Source organism: Campylobacter concisus (assembly GCF_002914005.1).
GTDB lineage: Bacteria > Campylobacterota > Campylobacteria > Campylobacterales > Campylobacteraceae > Campylobacter_A > Campylobacter_A concisus_N.
In genome coordinates this window covers 1-15,841 of the sequence record NZ_POZU01000010.1, presented here as the reverse complement: position 1 = coordinate 15,841, position 15,841 = coordinate 1, and the positions used below count along the sequence as shown (strand labels likewise).

General features: G+C 36.3%; 15 protein-coding genes and 2 pseudogenes. 6 read left to right on the top strand and 11 right to left on the bottom strand.

Features of this window, described 5'->3' with window-relative positions:
• Positions 1-131 precede the first annotated feature (131 nt).
• The 3 genes from CYP54_RS01015 to CYP54_RS01005 are packed head-to-tail and all read left to right on the top strand — an operon-like array spanning position 132 to position 3,035.
• Positions 132-1,028 carry a DnaJ C-terminal domain-containing protein gene (locus CYP54_RS01015; RefSeq protein ID WP_103603844.1) on the top strand — a complete coding sequence of 299 codons (897 nt, stop codon included), beginning with the start codon at positions 132-134 and terminating at the stop codon, positions 1,026-1,028.
• A 3-nt stretch (positions 1,029-1,031) separates the two neighbouring features.
• Entirely contained in the window at positions 1,032-1,406 is a 375-nt protein-coding gene (locus CYP54_RS01010) for a heat shock protein transcriptional repressor HspR (RefSeq protein ID WP_072594938.1), read from the top strand.
• Positions 1,407-1,409: 3 nt separating this feature from the next.
• Positions 1,410-3,035, top strand: a complete 1,626-nt coding sequence (locus tag CYP54_RS01005) for a cation:proton antiporter (RefSeq protein ID WP_103603843.1) — start codon at positions 1,410-1,412, stop codon at positions 3,033-3,035.
• A 102-nt stretch (positions 3,036-3,137) separates the two neighbouring features.
• Here the strand turns inward: CYP54_RS01005 and CYP54_RS01000 are convergent, their stop codons facing one another.
• The 3 genes and pseudogenes from CYP54_RS01000 to secA all read right to left on the bottom strand — a co-directional run.
• Complete coding sequence (locus tag CYP54_RS01000) at positions 3,138-4,337, bottom strand: ABC transporter permease (protein WP_103603842.1); 1,200 nt, start codon at positions 4,335-4,337, stop codon at positions 3,138-3,140.
• A gap of 52 nt (positions 4,338-4,389) precedes the next feature.
• Positions 4,390-4,491: pseudogene (locus tag CYP54_RS10245) on the bottom strand (SEC-C metal-binding domain-containing protein); the annotation flags it as partial.
• 108 nt (positions 4,492-4,599) lie between these two features.
• A pseudogene (secA, locus tag CYP54_RS00995) lies at positions 4,600-6,996 on the bottom strand (preprotein translocase subunit SecA); the annotation flags it as partial.
• Between the two features lie 97 nt (positions 6,997-7,093).
• On the opposite strand from secA, the gene lolA reads away from it, so the two are divergent.
• Entirely contained in the window at positions 7,094-7,606 is a 513-nt protein-coding gene (lolA, locus tag CYP54_RS00990) for a LolA-like outer membrane lipoprotein chaperone (protein ID WP_054196481.1), read from the top strand.
• A 26-nt stretch (positions 7,607-7,632) separates the two neighbouring features.
• Here lolA and CYP54_RS00985 read toward each other — a convergent pair whose 3' ends face one another.
• Genes CYP54_RS00985 through CYP54_RS00960 form a run of 6 tightly spaced genes read right to left on the bottom strand, consistent with a single transcriptional unit; the run spans position 7,633 to position 13,291 of the window.
• Positions 7,633-8,172, bottom strand: coding sequence for a hypothetical protein (locus CYP54_RS00985; protein WP_054196480.1), 540 nt, complete (start codon positions 8,170-8,172; stop codon positions 7,633-7,635).
• Entirely contained in the window at positions 8,169-9,488 is a 1,320-nt protein-coding gene (locus tag CYP54_RS00980; RefSeq protein WP_103603840.1) for an ATP-dependent DNA helicase, read from the bottom strand. The genes CYP54_RS00985 and CYP54_RS00980 overlap by 4 nt, the downstream gene beginning before the upstream one ends.
• Positions 9,489-11,498 carry a bifunctional C40 family peptidase/M15 family metallopeptidase gene (locus tag CYP54_RS00975; RefSeq protein WP_103603839.1) on the bottom strand — a complete coding sequence of 670 codons (2,010 nt, stop codon included), beginning with the start codon at positions 11,496-11,498 and terminating at the stop codon, positions 9,489-9,491. It abuts the gene before it with no gap.
• The gene (locus tag CYP54_RS00970) at positions 11,495-11,989 is read right to left on the bottom strand and encodes a chemotaxis protein (protein ID WP_103603838.1); all 495 of its coding nucleotides are present in this window, start codon (positions 11,987-11,989) and stop codon (positions 11,495-11,497) included. Before CYP54_RS00970 ends, CYP54_RS00975 begins: the two co-directional genes overlap by 4 nt.
• Entirely contained in the window at positions 11,982-12,428 is a 447-nt protein-coding gene (locus tag CYP54_RS00965) for a 2-thiouracil desulfurase family protein (RefSeq protein ID WP_103603837.1), read from the bottom strand. The genes CYP54_RS00970 and CYP54_RS00965 overlap by 8 nt, the downstream gene beginning before the upstream one ends.
• A complete protein-coding gene (locus CYP54_RS00960) occupies positions 12,425-13,291 on the bottom strand; it encodes a D-amino acid aminotransferase (protein WP_103603836.1) in 867 nt (288 codons plus the stop codon). The genes CYP54_RS00965 and CYP54_RS00960 overlap by 4 nt, the downstream gene beginning before the upstream one ends.
• A 104-nt stretch (positions 13,292-13,395) precedes the next feature.
• Between CYP54_RS00960 and CYP54_RS00955 the strand changes: the two genes are divergently transcribed.
• Positions 13,396-13,899: a hypothetical protein gene (locus CYP54_RS00955; protein WP_021090515.1), complete on the top strand. Its 504-nt coding sequence runs from the start codon at positions 13,396-13,398 to the stop codon at positions 13,897-13,899.
• A 134-nt stretch (positions 13,900-14,033) separates the two neighbouring features.
• On the opposite strand, the gene CYP54_RS00950 is transcribed toward CYP54_RS00955, so the two are convergent.
• Both CYP54_RS00950 and rsmH read right to left on the bottom strand, forming a co-directional pair.
• Entirely contained in the window at positions 14,034-14,327 is a 294-nt protein-coding gene (locus tag CYP54_RS00950) for a hypothetical protein (RefSeq protein ID WP_021090986.1), read from the bottom strand.
• A 2-nt stretch (positions 14,328-14,329) separates the two neighbouring features.
• Complete coding sequence (gene rsmH / locus CYP54_RS00945) at positions 14,330-15,253, bottom strand: 16S rRNA (cytosine(1402)-N(4))-methyltransferase RsmH (protein ID WP_103603835.1); 924 nt, start codon at positions 15,251-15,253, stop codon at positions 14,330-14,332.
• A gap of 127 nt (positions 15,254-15,380) precedes the next feature.
• Between rsmH and CYP54_RS00940 the strand changes: the two genes are divergently transcribed.
• A partial coding sequence (locus CYP54_RS00940) for a class II aldolase and adducin N-terminal domain-containing protein (protein WP_103603897.1) occupies positions 15,381-15,841 on the top strand: 461 nt, incomplete at its 3' end.

The window sequence follows — 15,841 nt, the reverse complement described above, 5'->3', positions numbered from 1 at the left end:
TTGCAAATTATAAATATAGTGAAAAAATAAAATCTTAACACTTTTTCTTGTTATTAAACAAAAATAAACTTGACTTGCATAGACTAAAGCTTTGTGATATAATCCGTATCAAAAAAATATAAGGAGAATATATGAGTGAAAGCTTATATGAGACTTTAGGGGTTTCAAAGGGTGCCTCAAGCGACGAGATAAAAAAAGCTTATAGAAAACTTGCTAGAAAATATCACCCAGACATCAATAAAGACCCTGGAGCAGAAGATAAATTTAAAGAGATAAATGCTGCTTATGAAATTTTAAGCGACGATAAAAAACGAGCTCAATACGACCAGTACGGCGATACTATGTTTGGCGGTCAAAATTTCCACGACTTTGCTAGTAGTTCAGCCGATATGGGCGATCTAAATGAAATTTTAAAGAATATCTTCTCAGGTGGCTTTGGTGGCGGTGGAGCTAAATTTAGCAGCGGATTTGGTAGTAATTTTGGAGGCTTTGACGGATTTAGTAGTGGTGGATTTGGATTTGGCGGAGCTGATCTAGACGTAAATGCAAAAATTTCTATACCATTTGACGTAGCTGTAACTGGTGGCGAACATAAGATAAATTTTAATGGCGAAAGCATTAAGATAAAAATTCCAAGTGGCATAGAAGGCGGCGAGAAGCTTCGCGTAAAAGGCAAAGGTAAAAGCGCTGGTGGTCAAAAAGGAGATCTTATACTTGCTATTAGCGTTGAGCCAAGCGACGAATATGAAAGAGTCGGAGACGATCTTTATAAAGATATAGAAATTCCACTAAAAACTATGCTTTTTGGCGGAAAAGTCAATGTACATACTTACAAAAAAGATGTCACGATTAAAATCGCTGAGAACTCAAAAACAGGCACAAAGATCCGCTTAAAAGGATATGGCGTGCAAAATAGAAAGAGCGGAATTTATGGCGATCTTTACTTAAAAGCCAGGGTAAAACTTCCAAATATCAATGAGCTTGATGAAGGCTTAGTAAAAGAGTTAAAAGAAAAATTACCGGAGTAAAAAATGCAAAATTATGAAGAACCACTTTTTTTAATAAGCGTTGTTGCAAAGGTTTTAAGCATACATCCACAAACTTTAAGACAATATGAAAGAGAGGGACTTATCGAGCCATCAAGAACAGATGGCAAGATGAGGCTCTACTCACAAAAAGACGTTGATCGAGTAAAAACTATACTAAATTTAACCCGCGAACTAGGTGTAAATTTAGCCGGCGTTGATGTGATACTTCAGTTGAAAGAAAAAATTGACGATTTAGAATCAACTATTGATGAGCTAAATAAAAAATTGCACGAAGCTACCAGTCAAACTAGTACAAAAAGATCGCTTGTAAAGAGAAAAAATAGCTTTGATCTAGTCTTTTATGAAGGTAAAAAATAATTTATGGAACAAATTTTAGAAGGTTTCTTACTTGTTGCAGCGATCTCAGTCGCATTAAATGTCATTTTTAAAAAATTTCAGATACCAACCATTATCGGCTACATCGTAACAGGTACGCTTATATCAGAATTTTTTAACCTAAAAAGCAATGATGAAATTTCTCATATCGCGGAATTTGGTATCGCATTTTTGATGTTTACCATTGGGCTTGAGTTTAGCTTTAAACACTTAATGGGCATGAAAAAAGAGGTCTTTTTAAATGGCGGCTTACAGGTTTGTTTAAGCGGCTTTATAATGGGCGTTATGCTTTATTACGCCCTTCACTTAAAAGACGAAACAGCTCTCATTGCAGGTCTTGCACTTGCACTCTCATCAACTGCGATCGTACTAAAGACGCTAAATGATAGTGGCGATGTGAGTAAAATTTACGGCAGAAAAGCACTTGGAATTTTACTATTCCAAGATATTGCCGTCATTCCTATTTTGCTTATGATAGATATGTTTAGCTCGCAAGATGCTTCAATAAATGAGCTTTTACTAAAGACATTTACAAGTGCGATTATTCTTATCGTTGTGCTGTTTTTGCTTGGTAAATATGTCATAAACTGGATATTTTATAAAGTCATTCAAACAAATTCGCAAGAGGTTTTTATAGCTACGATTTTATTTATGGTCGTTGGCTCTAGCACTTTGGCTCACTTCTTTGGCTTCTCATACTCTTTGGGTGCATTTTTAGCCGGTATGATGATGGCAGAGACACAGTATAAACACCAAATCGAAGTTGATCTCATACCTTTTAGAGATTTGCTCTTAGGGCTATTTTTTATAACCGTTGGTATGCAGATAAATTTTGCTGTCGTCATCTCAAACATCTGGCTTGTTCTAGGCCTAGTATTTAGTGTCATGGTGATAAAAGCGGTTGTTGTTTTTGCTATCTTAAATATCTACTTAAAGCGAAGAGTTGCTGCAAAAACTGCACTTAGTGTTTGTCAAATAGGCGAATTTGCACTAGCCGTTTTTGGACTAATGACTACTAGAAATTTACTTGATATACAAACAGCTCAAATTTTTATCGCAGCCTCAGTTGTGTCGATGTTTGCTACGCCTTTTATACTTAAAAAACTTGACGTAATAGCAGACCTCATAGAACGTGAGATCGTTGTTGAACCAAATGAAACTCTAAAGCCGCAAAAAATCAAAAATCACATCGTAGTCTTTGGCTATGAGAGACTTGGACAAGAGGTCGTTTTAAGACTAAAAGAGACAAAGCTTTTGTACCTTGTGCTTGATAACGATATTAGTCTAGTTGAGCTTGGTAGGAGCCGCGGGGAAAATGTATTTTTAGGTAACGTTCTTCAAAGTCACACACTTGAAAATGCCTGCCTAAGCGATGCAGCTGCTGTTATTATAACTGTTAACAATGAGCAAAGAGTGGAGCTCATCGCGCAAAAGATAAAAGACTACGGCGTAAATACCCAAACTATAATAAAAATAAATGGTGAGGGTAATAAAGATATTTTTGGTGAGTTAGGTAAAAATTTCCACCTAATAAACGAAGAGCGTGTCATGGCAAAAACACTCGTACACGAGGCTCTTCAATGCAAAATCGATCATGATATAAGAGCGTAAAAGTATAAATTTATTTTAGAATTTTACGAGTTTATGCCGGTTTTAAAATAATCTTTTAAAAATAAATTTTACAAGCAATGAGCAAGCCTAAGCATCTAGGCTCTACTCATTTCTTAAAGTTTGAAGCACATTTACTTCTGTGGCTTTTTTAGCTGGGTAATAAGACGATATAGCCACGATAAAAATAGCTCCAACAATTATAAGCATAAAGTCAATCAAAGAAAGTTCTAATGGAAGTTTACTTGAGCCATAAACATCGGCCGGCAAGTCTATGATGTTGAAATTTCCAAGTAAAAATAGCCCTAAAAAGCCAAGTATCAAGCCAAATATAATGCCACCTCCGCCTATTACTAGCCCTTGATAGAAAAAGCTTCTTTTTATCTCACTTTTACTAGCACCAAGCGCAAGAAGCAAGGCAATCTCTTGCCTGCGGTTCATCACTGTCATTAGTAGCGAGCTTATGATATTTAACGACGCCACAAGGATAATAAGCATCAAAACGATAAAAAGTGCTCGTTTTTCAAGTGCGAGTGCTGAGAAAAAGTTGCCATTTTGCTCCCACCAGCCAATAGCAACCGTGCCTACTGGAAGCCCCTCACGCACTCTTTTTATATCATCAAATGGCTTACTTGAAAAGATATGAATTCCATCATAAACGCCTTTTGGATAGTCTAAAATTTTCCTCAAAGCATCAACTGAAGTATATGAAAATGCCTTGTCATAGGCGATTAGCCCAGATGTAAATGAGCCACCGATATCAAATCGCTTCATCTTTGGCGTTAGCGAAAAGCCAGCTGGATCGGCCTTTGTAAAGATAAGCGTTAATTTCTCATTGCTTCTTAGCCTAAACTCATTCGTTATACCACTTCCCACAAGTATCTCAAAACCATCTAGCTCTTTATCTTTTAAAGCTTCATTTACGACTGAGTTTATCTGTTTTTCATCTTTAAAATTTACGCCATAAACCAGTCCGCCCTCAAGCGCATTTGCCGAGCGGTAAATGACCTGTGTGCTTATAAATGGACTAAATTTTAAATCGCCAAATCTAGCCTTTAGCTCATCAACAAAGCCATCATCAATGGAGCCCTTAAAGGCGCTTTGAACGGTTATTGGATAATTCATCGTAAAAAGTTTACGCTCAAATTCTTTGTCAAATCCATTCATAATCGCCATCGCAACGATTAAGACCATAAGTCCGATGCTAACGCCAAGAAAGGCGAGCAAGGCACTTAGAGTGATAAATGGCTGAGTTTTATCAAATCTTAAATATTTAAAAAGTAGGTACTTTGGTAAGCTTGTCATCAAATAGCCTTTAAAAGATTAAGGCGCTTTTGGCGCCTTAAAAGTAGAAATTTTAAGCAAATATGCCTTTTTTAGGGCCACTTTTTCCGTGGCAATCTTTATATTTTTTACCGCTTCCACAAGGGCATGGAGCGTTTCTTGGTATCTTTTTTTCTGGTGTGAAATTTTCATCTCCGTCTTGGTTGTTATAGCTTAAATTTTCATTTTCAGCATTTTGACTAGCTTCAAGCATCATTTTAGCTTGTTCCTCTTGCTCCTCACGGCTCTTAAATCTTACAACCTGAAGCGTCTTAACACTCTCACTTTTTAGCCTGCTAACTAGCTCCATAAAGAGGTTATAGCTCTCTTTTTTGTATTCAACAAGCGGATCTTTTTGATTATACCCTCTAAGGCCGATACCAGTTTTTAGGATATCCATTTGATAGAGGTGCTCTCTCCACGCATTATCAAGCACTTGAAGGTATAAAATTTTCTCTATCTCTTTTCTTTGCTCTTCATTTAGCACGCTCATTTTCTCGTTATACCTTACTTCAAAAATTTGTGCAAGCTTATCTATTAGCTCATCATACTCTAGGCCTTTTAGCTCGCTCTCGTCTATCTCTTCGCCACAATCTGCAAGGATGATAGAGCATAAATTTTTAATATCAAAGTCATCTTTCAAGCCGCCATGGAAAATTTCAGCCGTATCAAGTAAATTTGCAGCGTACTCTTTTCTATTTTGAGCTATCTTTTCGCTCATATCATAGTTTTTATCAAGCAGCTCGTCGCGGTATTTGTAGATAGTTTTTCTTTGCTCATTTGCCACGTCGTCATACTCAAGCAAGTGCTTTCTAGCCTCAAAGTGTAAGCTCTCGACTTTCTTTTGGGCATTTTCAACAGCTCTTGTCACCATGCGGCTCTCGATACTCTCGCCCTCGTCGATACCAAGCCTATCCATAATCGCTTTTATGCGGTCGCTACCAAAAATTCTTAAAAGATTATCTTCAAGACTTAGGTAAAATCTACTCATGCCAGGATCGCCCTGACGTCCAGCACGGCCACGAAGCTGATTGTCTATCCTTCTACTCTCGTGCCTTTCAGTGCCGATGATATATAAACCGCCTAAATTTCTAACCTCATCATCGATCCTAATGTCAACACCGCGTCCAGCCATGTTTGTAGCGATAGTCACAGCGCCTTTTACGCCAGCTTGTGCGATGATCTCAGCCTCTTTTTCGTGGTTTTTAGCATTTAGCACAGAGTGTGGGATGCCAACTTTTTTAAGCATCTCGTGAAGTACCTCACTGCGCTCAATACTTGCAGTTCCCACAAGCACTGGCTGACCTTTTTCATGAGCTTTTTTAACCTCATCAATAACTGCTTTAAATTTCTCATTTTGGGTTTTATAGATAAGATCGTTTTGATCTATCCTTTTAACTGGTAAATTTGTAGGAATCGAGATAACTTCGAGGTTATAAATTTGAGAAAACTCAGTGGCCTCAGTCTGAGCCGTACCAGTCATACCAGCAAGCTTTTTATACATCCTAAAGTAGTTCTGATAGGTTGTATCGGCTAACGTTTGGCTCTCTTCTTGGATTTTTACGCCCTCTTTTGCCTCAAGCGCTTGATGAAGCCCCTCGCTAAAGCGTCTGCCCTCGCTTAGACGTCCTGTAAATTCATCAACGATGACGACTTCGCCATCTTTTACGACGTAGTGCACGTCTTTTTCAAAGAGATTGTGCGCTTTTAGAGCTTGATCTAGGTGGTGACTTAGTATGGCATTTTCAAGGTTATATAAATTTTCAACACCAAATAACTTTTCAGCCTTGCTTATACCAGCTTCCGTGATCATTATCGTTCTATTTTTTTCATCTACTATAAAGTCTCCCGTTGGCTTTGAGCCTGGCACATTTGGATCAGCTGGAGTGCCTCTAGTAAGCTGTTTTGCGACCTGATCAGCTCTTATGTAGCCATCAAGCGTACGGTTTGTTGGGCCAGAGATTATAAGCGGTGTTCTAGCCTCATCTATCAAGATACTATCGACCTCGTCTACAATAACGAAGTTGTGGCCTCTTTGCACCTTTTGACCAGCTTCAAATTTCATGTTGTCACGAAGATAGTCAAAGCCAAATTCTGAGTTTGTGCCGTATGTTATGTCCGCGTTATACGCAGCTTGTCTTACGTTATCATCGTATCCGCCACTTAGTATCACATCAACGCTTAAGCCTAAAAAGTTATAAAGCTCGCCCATTTGCGTCGCGTCACGCTTTGCAAGGTAGTCGTTTACGGTTACTACATGCACACCCTTGCCACTCATCGCATTTAAGATAACTGGTAAAGTCGCTACCAAGGTCTTACCCTCGCCCGTTTTCATCTCAGCGATCCTGCCCTCGTTTAGCACCATACCGCCAATTAGCTGTACGTCAAAATGGCGCATCTTAAGCACCCTTTTGCTAGCCTCTCTAACGATCGCAAAAACATCATTTAAAATTTCATCTAAAGTGACTTTTTCTTCTACTACTTGGGCTTTTAGCTCATTAAATTTGATCTTAAGCTCATCGTCGCTCATCTTTTCATAAGTTGGCTCAAGTGCATTTATCTGTGCAACACGTCTTATATACTTTTTGACTTCTCTATCGTTTTTTGTGCCAAAAATCTTTCTAAATACCGATGAAATCATTATTTTACCTTCCTAAATTTTTAAACTTTGGATCTTAGCATAGTTTAACTATTTATTTAATTAAACTGGGCTAGAATACGCCAAAAAAGGATAAAAAATGAGAAAATTTCTAGTTGCATCTCTCGTTGCAGTTTGCTCATTTGGCGCTGGCTTAAATTTCAAAAGCTTGCAAAGTGACTTTACGCAAACTGTATTTAGCGAAGGCAAAAGCATAAATTACAAAGGTAGATTTTACGCAAAAAACGACAATACTGCACTTTGGATATATGAAAGTCCAACGCCAAAGAGAATTTATTTTAACAAAGAGCGTGTGATCGTGATTGAGGATGAGCTTGAGCAAGCTATCATTTCAAAACTTGATGATACGCCAAATTTGACACAAATCTTAGCCCATGCGGAGCAAATCCAACCAACACTTTACAAAGCGATATACGACGGAGTTGAGTACTTTATAACTATTAAAAACACGCTTCCAACGACGATTGACTATAAAGATAAACTTTCAAATAAAATTAAAATAACTCTAAGCAATCCAGTAAAAGACGCACTCATACCACAAGAGACGCTAACTCCTGTCATTCCTCAAGGTTACGACATTGTAAATCAATAAATTTGGCTAGCTTTAGCCAAATTTACTCACTTCTCTCCAAAATCTTTTCCAAATTCTTGAACATTATTTAGATCAATGGGCTTTTGAACTACGTCATTTGGATCTGGCGAGATGATAATCTCATTGCCCTTTTTCTTCTTTTCTGGCTTTGTTACAATCTCTTCATTAACACTTGGATCGGAGCATAAATTTTGGCTTTTTATCGCTTTTATGATCTCGCTTAGCTCAAGATTATTTATCACTTTTATATTTAAGATAAGCACATCATCGATATCAAGAGAGTGTTTTTTGGCTGCGTATTTTATGAAAAGCTCTTTAAATTTCTCTTTTCCCATTGAGGTTAAAATATCTTCCACGTAAAAGCTACCAACTATTATGTTTAAAGCATCAAGCACATACGCTTCATTTTCTTCAACATCACGTCCGACGACTTCAAGGTTCATATTTATCTTTTTTGTTAAATTTTGTCCAGCTTTTGAGTAGATATCTGTTTGAAAATCTCTTACTTTTAGCACGTCTGCAAATGCAAAAATACAAAAAGTAAGGCTTAAAAATAGCTTTTTCATAAATTCTCCTTAATATGCAAAAATACGTTTTCTTGGTAAAATTTCTTAACTTCGTCGTCAATTTTAACCACTTTTCTTAAATGCTGCCTAAAATCACTTTTTTTATCATAAAAAAGTTTTAAATTTTTAGGACTTACTGCACGAGAAAGTGCGACGTAGAGTTGTCCTTTGGCAAAAATATGGTTGATATTGCAAATGAGCGAGTTTATGCTCATTCCTTGAGATTTGTGGATGGTTAGGGCATAGGCAAGCTTAAATGGAAACTGATGGAGCGATGCCTGTACATTTTCTTCGATCTCATCTTCGTTTAAATTTAACGAACTAAATATATAAGCAGCTTTTTCTATCTCACAAATTTCGCCGCTATCTTTTTGCACGATCACACTTGAAATGACGCCATTTTCTTTTAAAATTTGCATGATCTTGCCTTGCTCGCCGTTATAGTACTCGCCCCATTTATTTGACGTAAAGATGATCTTAGCGCCTATCTTCATCTCCAAATCCCTTGAGATATTTAGCGTATTTGCCCATTTTTCAAACTCTTTTTTATCTAAATTTTCATCCAAAATGCTCACATCTGAGTTTGAAATTTCAAGCGGCGCATTAAGTGCGAGAAGTCTTTTTTGATTTATCATCTCAGCCTCGGCGTTTCTGCCAAAAAGCACACTCGTATCATCATCTGGCTCTATCTTGGTCACTCTTAAACTCTCTATATAGCTCATTATTTCATCATCTAGCTCGCCAACTCTAAGACGAGAGAGAATTTCATAAAATTTAAGATCGTTTGTACGCTTTGAGACCAGTAGCTCGACATTTGTAAATTTCATATCCTCCCACGCACTGGAGTTAAAAGCGTATAAAAAATTAAAAAGCCTATTTTCGTTTTGCTCCTTTTGCACTGGTGGAAGCTGATAAAAATCGCCCACTATAAGCACCCTACCTTTAAATTTGGAAGTAAGTAGTCGGTATCTTATCATCTCCATGAGATTTGAGCTAACCATTGAAATTTCATCAATTACAAGCAGATCACATGCATCAAGCATATTTCTTAGCTTGCTTAGTTTGTCTTTTTGATGATAGTCAAAGCGCCTTAGCTCCTCGTAGTCCTTGCAGTAGCCAAATTTAAAAAAGCTATGTAAACTAACTCCTCCAAGGCTAACGGCACTTATACCAGTTGAGCCAAGGATTATGACGTTTTTAAAATTTTCTTTGTAGTGCCTGATGACAGAGGCTGTTAGATAGCTCTTGCCAACTCCACCACCGCCTGTTAAAAAGACGTTTGAGCGAGATAAAATTTCTAAAATTTGCTCTTTCATCTACTCAAACATCTCTGGGCGATACTCAAAGTGCATCGTATCAAAGTGCTTCCAGCGTCCGCCCCAGATAAATTTATGTTTTTCAAAAACACGCACTATCTTTTCAGGGATGAGGTTTTGATAGCCCTTGCTCCACTGCCAGTAGTGGCTCTTTTTTACATTTATATCGATCGCGATGCCGTAGCTGTGCGGACTCAAGCGGTTTGTGCCAGCGATGATGCGCCATTTAAATGTCCCACCTGGATCTTTTAAATATTCAAGTAAGCTCGCATCACTTTTTACCATATCGTTTAGCTCATTGCTTACGTCTTGCAAAGCAGTTGCGGCTCCATTTTTAGAGTTAAATGGTAATTTCATCGCAAGGCTATCTTTTAGCCAAACGACATCTACCAAATTTGCTTTTACCTCGCTCTCGCTTGAGCCATAAATTTTGCCTAAAAATTCATAATTTCTACATCTGCCAGCATCACTTAGTGCAGTGCTAAGCGGTGAAAATGCAGTGTAATCAAGCGCATTCATATCCTCTATATCGGCGCCACTGCTACACTCATCATCTTTTTGTTTAAAGTCATCATAGACAAATATTGTTCCATCACCAAATTTGACCAAATTATCCTCGACCTTAACATCATAAGCCCTTTGTAAAGCTGAAATTTTTCTAGCTTTATCGCTTATTACATTTTCGGGTTTTATCACATTTATAGAATCAACCTTTGAAATGAGCAAATTTGAGTTTTGTATATCGCTTCTGTTTTGTCCAATGTTTAGCGTAGTTACTGCCGTAGCACCGATTAACGCTCTGCCGTTATTTTCAGTTTTTAGTCCCCAAGCATCATGTACCACGTAGATATCATCGCCCTTGTATCCAGCATAAAGCATGATATGTCCTGGCAGATGCACAAGCGTAAGATATGGCACACCTTTTTCTTTTATCTCTTTTGTCTTAGCAGCGTTACTAAGCCCTTTTAGATCAAATTTTTGCCCCATATTTGCTTGAGCTCTTGAGTTTCTAGGTAGCCACACGCCAAAACTTGCTAGCAAATCTTTGGTAAAAAGCGAGCAATCCCTTAGCTTATCGACCCCACCCCAACCATAAGGCTGAGTAAGAAGGGAGTTAATAAGTGTTTTTAGATTTGAGTCGTTAAATTTAAGAGGAAAAAGAGCACCAAAAGACTTTGGCAACACAAATTCTCTCAAGAGATTTCTTACATAAATTTTGCCGTAGTAATTTTTACTATCCTGCGCCAAAACAGGTAGTATCGCTCCAACTCTTGAATAAAACAAGAAATTTCCGGCCTTGTCATAAACTGGCATTTTATCCGTTTTTATAGTCACAAAACTTGATTTTTGATAGGCATTTGCCTCATCATCGCTTATAAATTTTATATCCTCAACCTTTACCCAGCCCCAAACCGCATCATCGCTAACAAATGCCCATGCCCTGTCTTTAGAAAGATGTGAGACAAAAAGTGGATGAGCGATGCTTAGGGTTGATTCTTGTAGATAATCAAACGGATAGCCCTCGCCTGGAGTTTGCGGATTTAAAAATATCGGCTCATCGGTTGGGAAATTTCTTAAAGCTGTGTTTGCCGAAGTTAGGGCATAAGCAGAGATGCTTGAAAGAGCTGAAAAATTTGCATTGTCCTTTTGTGCGTCAAACCAGCTTTGAGGTATCTGTCTAAAATTTGAGCCAAAATACTTTCTCTTCTCGCTTGGTTTATATATATTAAATGCCCAAAAGACATCGTTTGGATTAAATTTTACGCCCCTTAATGTAAAAACCTTAAACCTTCTTTTTAAAATTTCTTCTTGGTCAAAGCTTGCACTTTGCATATTTTGCGGTAGCGACGAGGCATCTTGCTTCATTTCAAAATCAAGCAAACTAATGCGTTCATTTGGTTTATATACATTTTCATCTGGTAAAGAATTTTGCACACTTGGCTTTGGCTGGGTCTGCGAGCATCCCAAAAACAAAGCAACACTAAACGCTAAAAATATACCCTTTTTCAAATTTTTTCCTTATCCTTAAAAATAGCTTCTACAATCAGAACAAAAATATAAAACATCTTTTCATCGTTGTTTTTACAAATTTGCTTCATAGTCTCATTCTCGCTTTTTACTTTTATGTCATTTGACCTTAAAATTTCTACAATATCAGAGCCAAATTTTTTTGAAAGTTCGCCCACCTTTACATCATTTAGAGCATTTAAAAATCTAGTAGTGTTACAATCCATCTGTACTGGCTTGTGATTTAAGATATTTTTAAACTCAAGGCTTAGCTTCTTTAACTTTTTCTTCTTAACATAACTATGAACAATCGTCAAAACAACCAAACTAAAGCCAAAGAAAATGTGTAAATTCAGCGAATTTTCACTCATCTCTCCATTTAAGAAAAGAACGCCGCTCATAAAAAGACCGATCACACAGATAAAAAGCAGCAACAAGATGATGTACTTAAAAATCACCTCAAGCATAATGTTGTCTTTTAACCTATCAAACATCAAACCCTACTATCTCATCTTCGTTGTAAACTAAAATTTCATTTTCTTTTAGCAGTTTTGCCGTGATGCCATCGCCTAAAATAAGCCTCTTACTAAAGCTTCCGTCATAAATTTGCCCACTTCCACAACTTGGACTTTTTGATTTTAAAATAGCCTTTTTACAGCCATTTAGCTTAGCTATCTTTAGGCAAATTTCTGCTCCATTTTTGAAATTTTCACTCACATCTTTGCCTGAAAATTTACAAACAACCGCACCATTTTTCATCTCAGCCGGTTCCCTTGGTGTACTAAGCCCACCATAAACTTCAGGACAAACAAAAAGCAGATGAAATCTCTTTGAAATTTCATCTAAAACATCTTTATTTAAAAGATTATTTTCGCCGTTAAATTTGCAGTTTATGCCAGCTAGGCAAGCACTTATTAAGATTTTTTCTCTCAAAGCCTGGCTTCTTTTAAAAGTTCACCAGCATAAATTTCACGAAGTTTGCTTGAAATTTCTCCTACTTTTGCGCCATTTATCGCCTTGCCATCAGCATAAACGACTGGTAAGAGTATAAGCGTAGCAGCCGAGATAAAGACTTCATCAGCATTATAAACTTCATCCATGCTAAATTTTCGCTCCTCTATCTTAAGGCCAATATCTTTAGCGATCTTTAAAAGTCTCATACGGCGAATTCCTGGCAAAATTTCATTTGAAAGTGGTTTTGTAATTAAAGTTTTATTCTTGATAATAAAAGCACTTGAGCTACAGCCCTCTGTGACAAAGCCACTTTCTACCATAAAGCCCTCATCTGCACCTTTTTTGTGAGCTTCATTTTTAGCGTAGCACTGAGCCAGAAGTGAGATAGACTTGATGTCACGCCTTTTCCACCTGATATCCTCGACGCTCACGACTTTTATGCCAGTTTTTGCAGCAGGATTGTTTAAAATTTCACCCTCGTAACAGAAAATAAAGACACTTGGTGTTAAATTTTCTATGAAATAGAAATTTCTAAACGCCACGCCTCTTGTTACTTGCATGTAAATTCCGCCCTCTTTTAAGGCATTTTTGGAGATTATCTCGTTTAAGATCGCTTCAAATTTTTCCTTTTCATAGGGCAAGCTTATATCTATTTCATTTAAACTTCTTTCAAACCTCGCCCAAAATCCATCTTTATCAACCATTTTTGAATTTATCACAGGCACAACCTCATAAATTCCATCACCAAATATAAATCCTCTATCAAAAGCACTAACTTTTGCCTCATCTTTTTGCAAAAATTCTCCGTTTAAAAAAACGGTTTGTAAAGCTTGATCTGCCATTTTTAGCTCCTTAAATTTTGGGCAAATTGTATCTAATTTTGTTTGAATTTATAGATTCTTAGATATAATGAGACAAAATTTCAAAGGTAAAAAGTCTATAAAAAATGCAAGAAACTTTAAAAGATAGAATCATAAAAAACGTTTTTTTTGTTTCAAAACAGCCAGTTTTATTTAGGGATCTACTTGAAGCGAATGCCCTTTTTAACGAAGGTATGCTAATAGACGGAGCAAAGTTAAATTTTAGATTTAATCACATCAAGCTCTATCAGATTTACGCACTTATCTGTTTTGTCATTTTATTTCCATTGTTAATCATCACGCATCATTTTTTAGCAAAAACTGATGCGCACATATCGATAATAGCGACTGCTGTCGTCACTTCGGCCGTTTTCATTGGCTTTGATATGTTTAAAGTTTGGGCAAGAAGAGAGATAAGTCACGATCTTATCAAGAAAGCTTGGAGCGTGCATTTTCCATATTTTAGCTATGAAAAATACTCAAGCAAGGTCGAAGAAATTTATAATACTGCTATAAAAAATGACATATCAAAAAAAGATTTAGAACAATATATATATGAAAAGCTAATCTCTCAAAAAGAAAGTAATTAGTAAGCTAAAAATAGGCTTTGTTTATTGAGCTAATTTTATTTTTGTACAGTTATATACAAAATGGCTATATTATTTGCCAATATAATTGAACCGCAAAAATTTAGATGAGAATAAATAAAAATTTAAATGTTCAGTTATTTCCATTGACGCTCTTGCATATTATTTAAAATTTGATTTTTATAACGTAAATTTTCAAGCTTTATATTAAGAGCTCTATTTTCCTCTAAAAGCATATCTCGCTTACCGCTAATGTCCGCTATATCTCTACTTATATAATAAATTTGATTTGCTATGTAAATTTTTGGCAAAAATATAGCTAGAGCTATAAAAACAGCTAAATAGACCATCACTAATGTCTTAAAGCTTAAATTTACCTCACGTTTTTGCTCCTCGTCGTGAAGCGTTAGTAGCTCTTCTTTTTCTTGCATCTTTATCCTTTTATCTTAAAAACTCGAAGTTTTGCGCTCTTGCTTCGTGAATTTTGCGCTAGTTCATTTTGGCTTGCAGTTAGTGGCTTTTTGGTCAAAATTTCGCCTAGTTCGTGGTTGTTTCCGCATTCACATCTATAGACGCCAGGTAGGCAGATACAGCTATTTGCCCATTTTTTAAAACGCTCCTTTACGATCCTATCTTCAAGCGAGTGAAATGTAATAATCGCCACAAGACAATCTTTAAACCCACATTTTTCTATACTATCAAGCAAATTTGTTAGCTCATCTAGCTCACCATTTACCTCTATCCTGATGGCTTGAAAGGCAAGTATTGCAGGGCTAACTCCGCGCCCTTTTATCTGGGCTGTACCTATTAAATTTGCAAGCTCTTTTGCACTCGTTATCTTGCCTAAATTTCTAGCATTTATAATCTTGTTTGTAATCCCAACAGCATTTTTTAGCTCGCCATAATCTCTAAAAATTCTAACCAACTCATCAAAAGAGTATCCATTTACAACGTCATATGCGCTAAAATTTCGCTCTTTATCCATGCGCATATCAAGCGTGCTTGAGCCAAGACTAAAACCCCTATCATCTTTATCTATCTGAAGTGAGCTAACACCGATGTCAGCCAAAATTCCTCTAACATTTAAAATTTCTTCTTGACTTAGCTTGCTAGTCAATTCAGAGAAGTTACTTTTATAAATTTTAACCCTACTACCAAATGGCTCAAGTTTTTTTAGTGAAAAATTTATAGCTTCATTATCTCTATCACAGGCAATTAAATTTAAATTTTCATTTTGAGATAAAATGGCACTAGAATGTCCGGCATATCCAAGCGTGCAATCTATAAAATTTCCATTTAAATTTTTAAAAAAAGATAGAACTTCATCAAGTAAAACACTGATATGTGGACTTTGCAACACTGCCTCTTTATAGTAAATAGTGTGGAAAATTTATCGAAATTTTACTTAAAAAGCTATCATTACACAAAATTTTACATAAATTTTAAGATAGCTTAAATATAATCGCTTAAACGTAGGAGAAAAAATGGAGCTAGAACACTCAATAAATGAGATAAAAACAATATCACTTTCTATGTTTAGAAAGAATTTTTTTGGCGTCTTTCACGGCTCGATTTCGGCAAGAGTCGAAAAAAATCAATTTATAATCAATAAACAAAATGCCATTTTTGATAATTTAAAAGATGATGACTTGACGCTTCTTTCATCAAAAAAAGACTATCGTTGGAATGAAGCTAGTCTTGATGCTGATATACACTTAAATATTTATAAAAATATAAATGAGGCAAGATTTGTTTGCTACGCGATGCCACCATACGCAACTGCCTACGCAATGAAACATGAAAAAATTGTACCGAAAGATTATTTTGGGTATATGAGATTTGATAAAATTTCTGTTTATGATCCAAAACAATATGATGACTGGTATGAACGTGCAGAAACTGAAATTTATAGATATATGGTTGAAAAAAATACAAACATTATTAT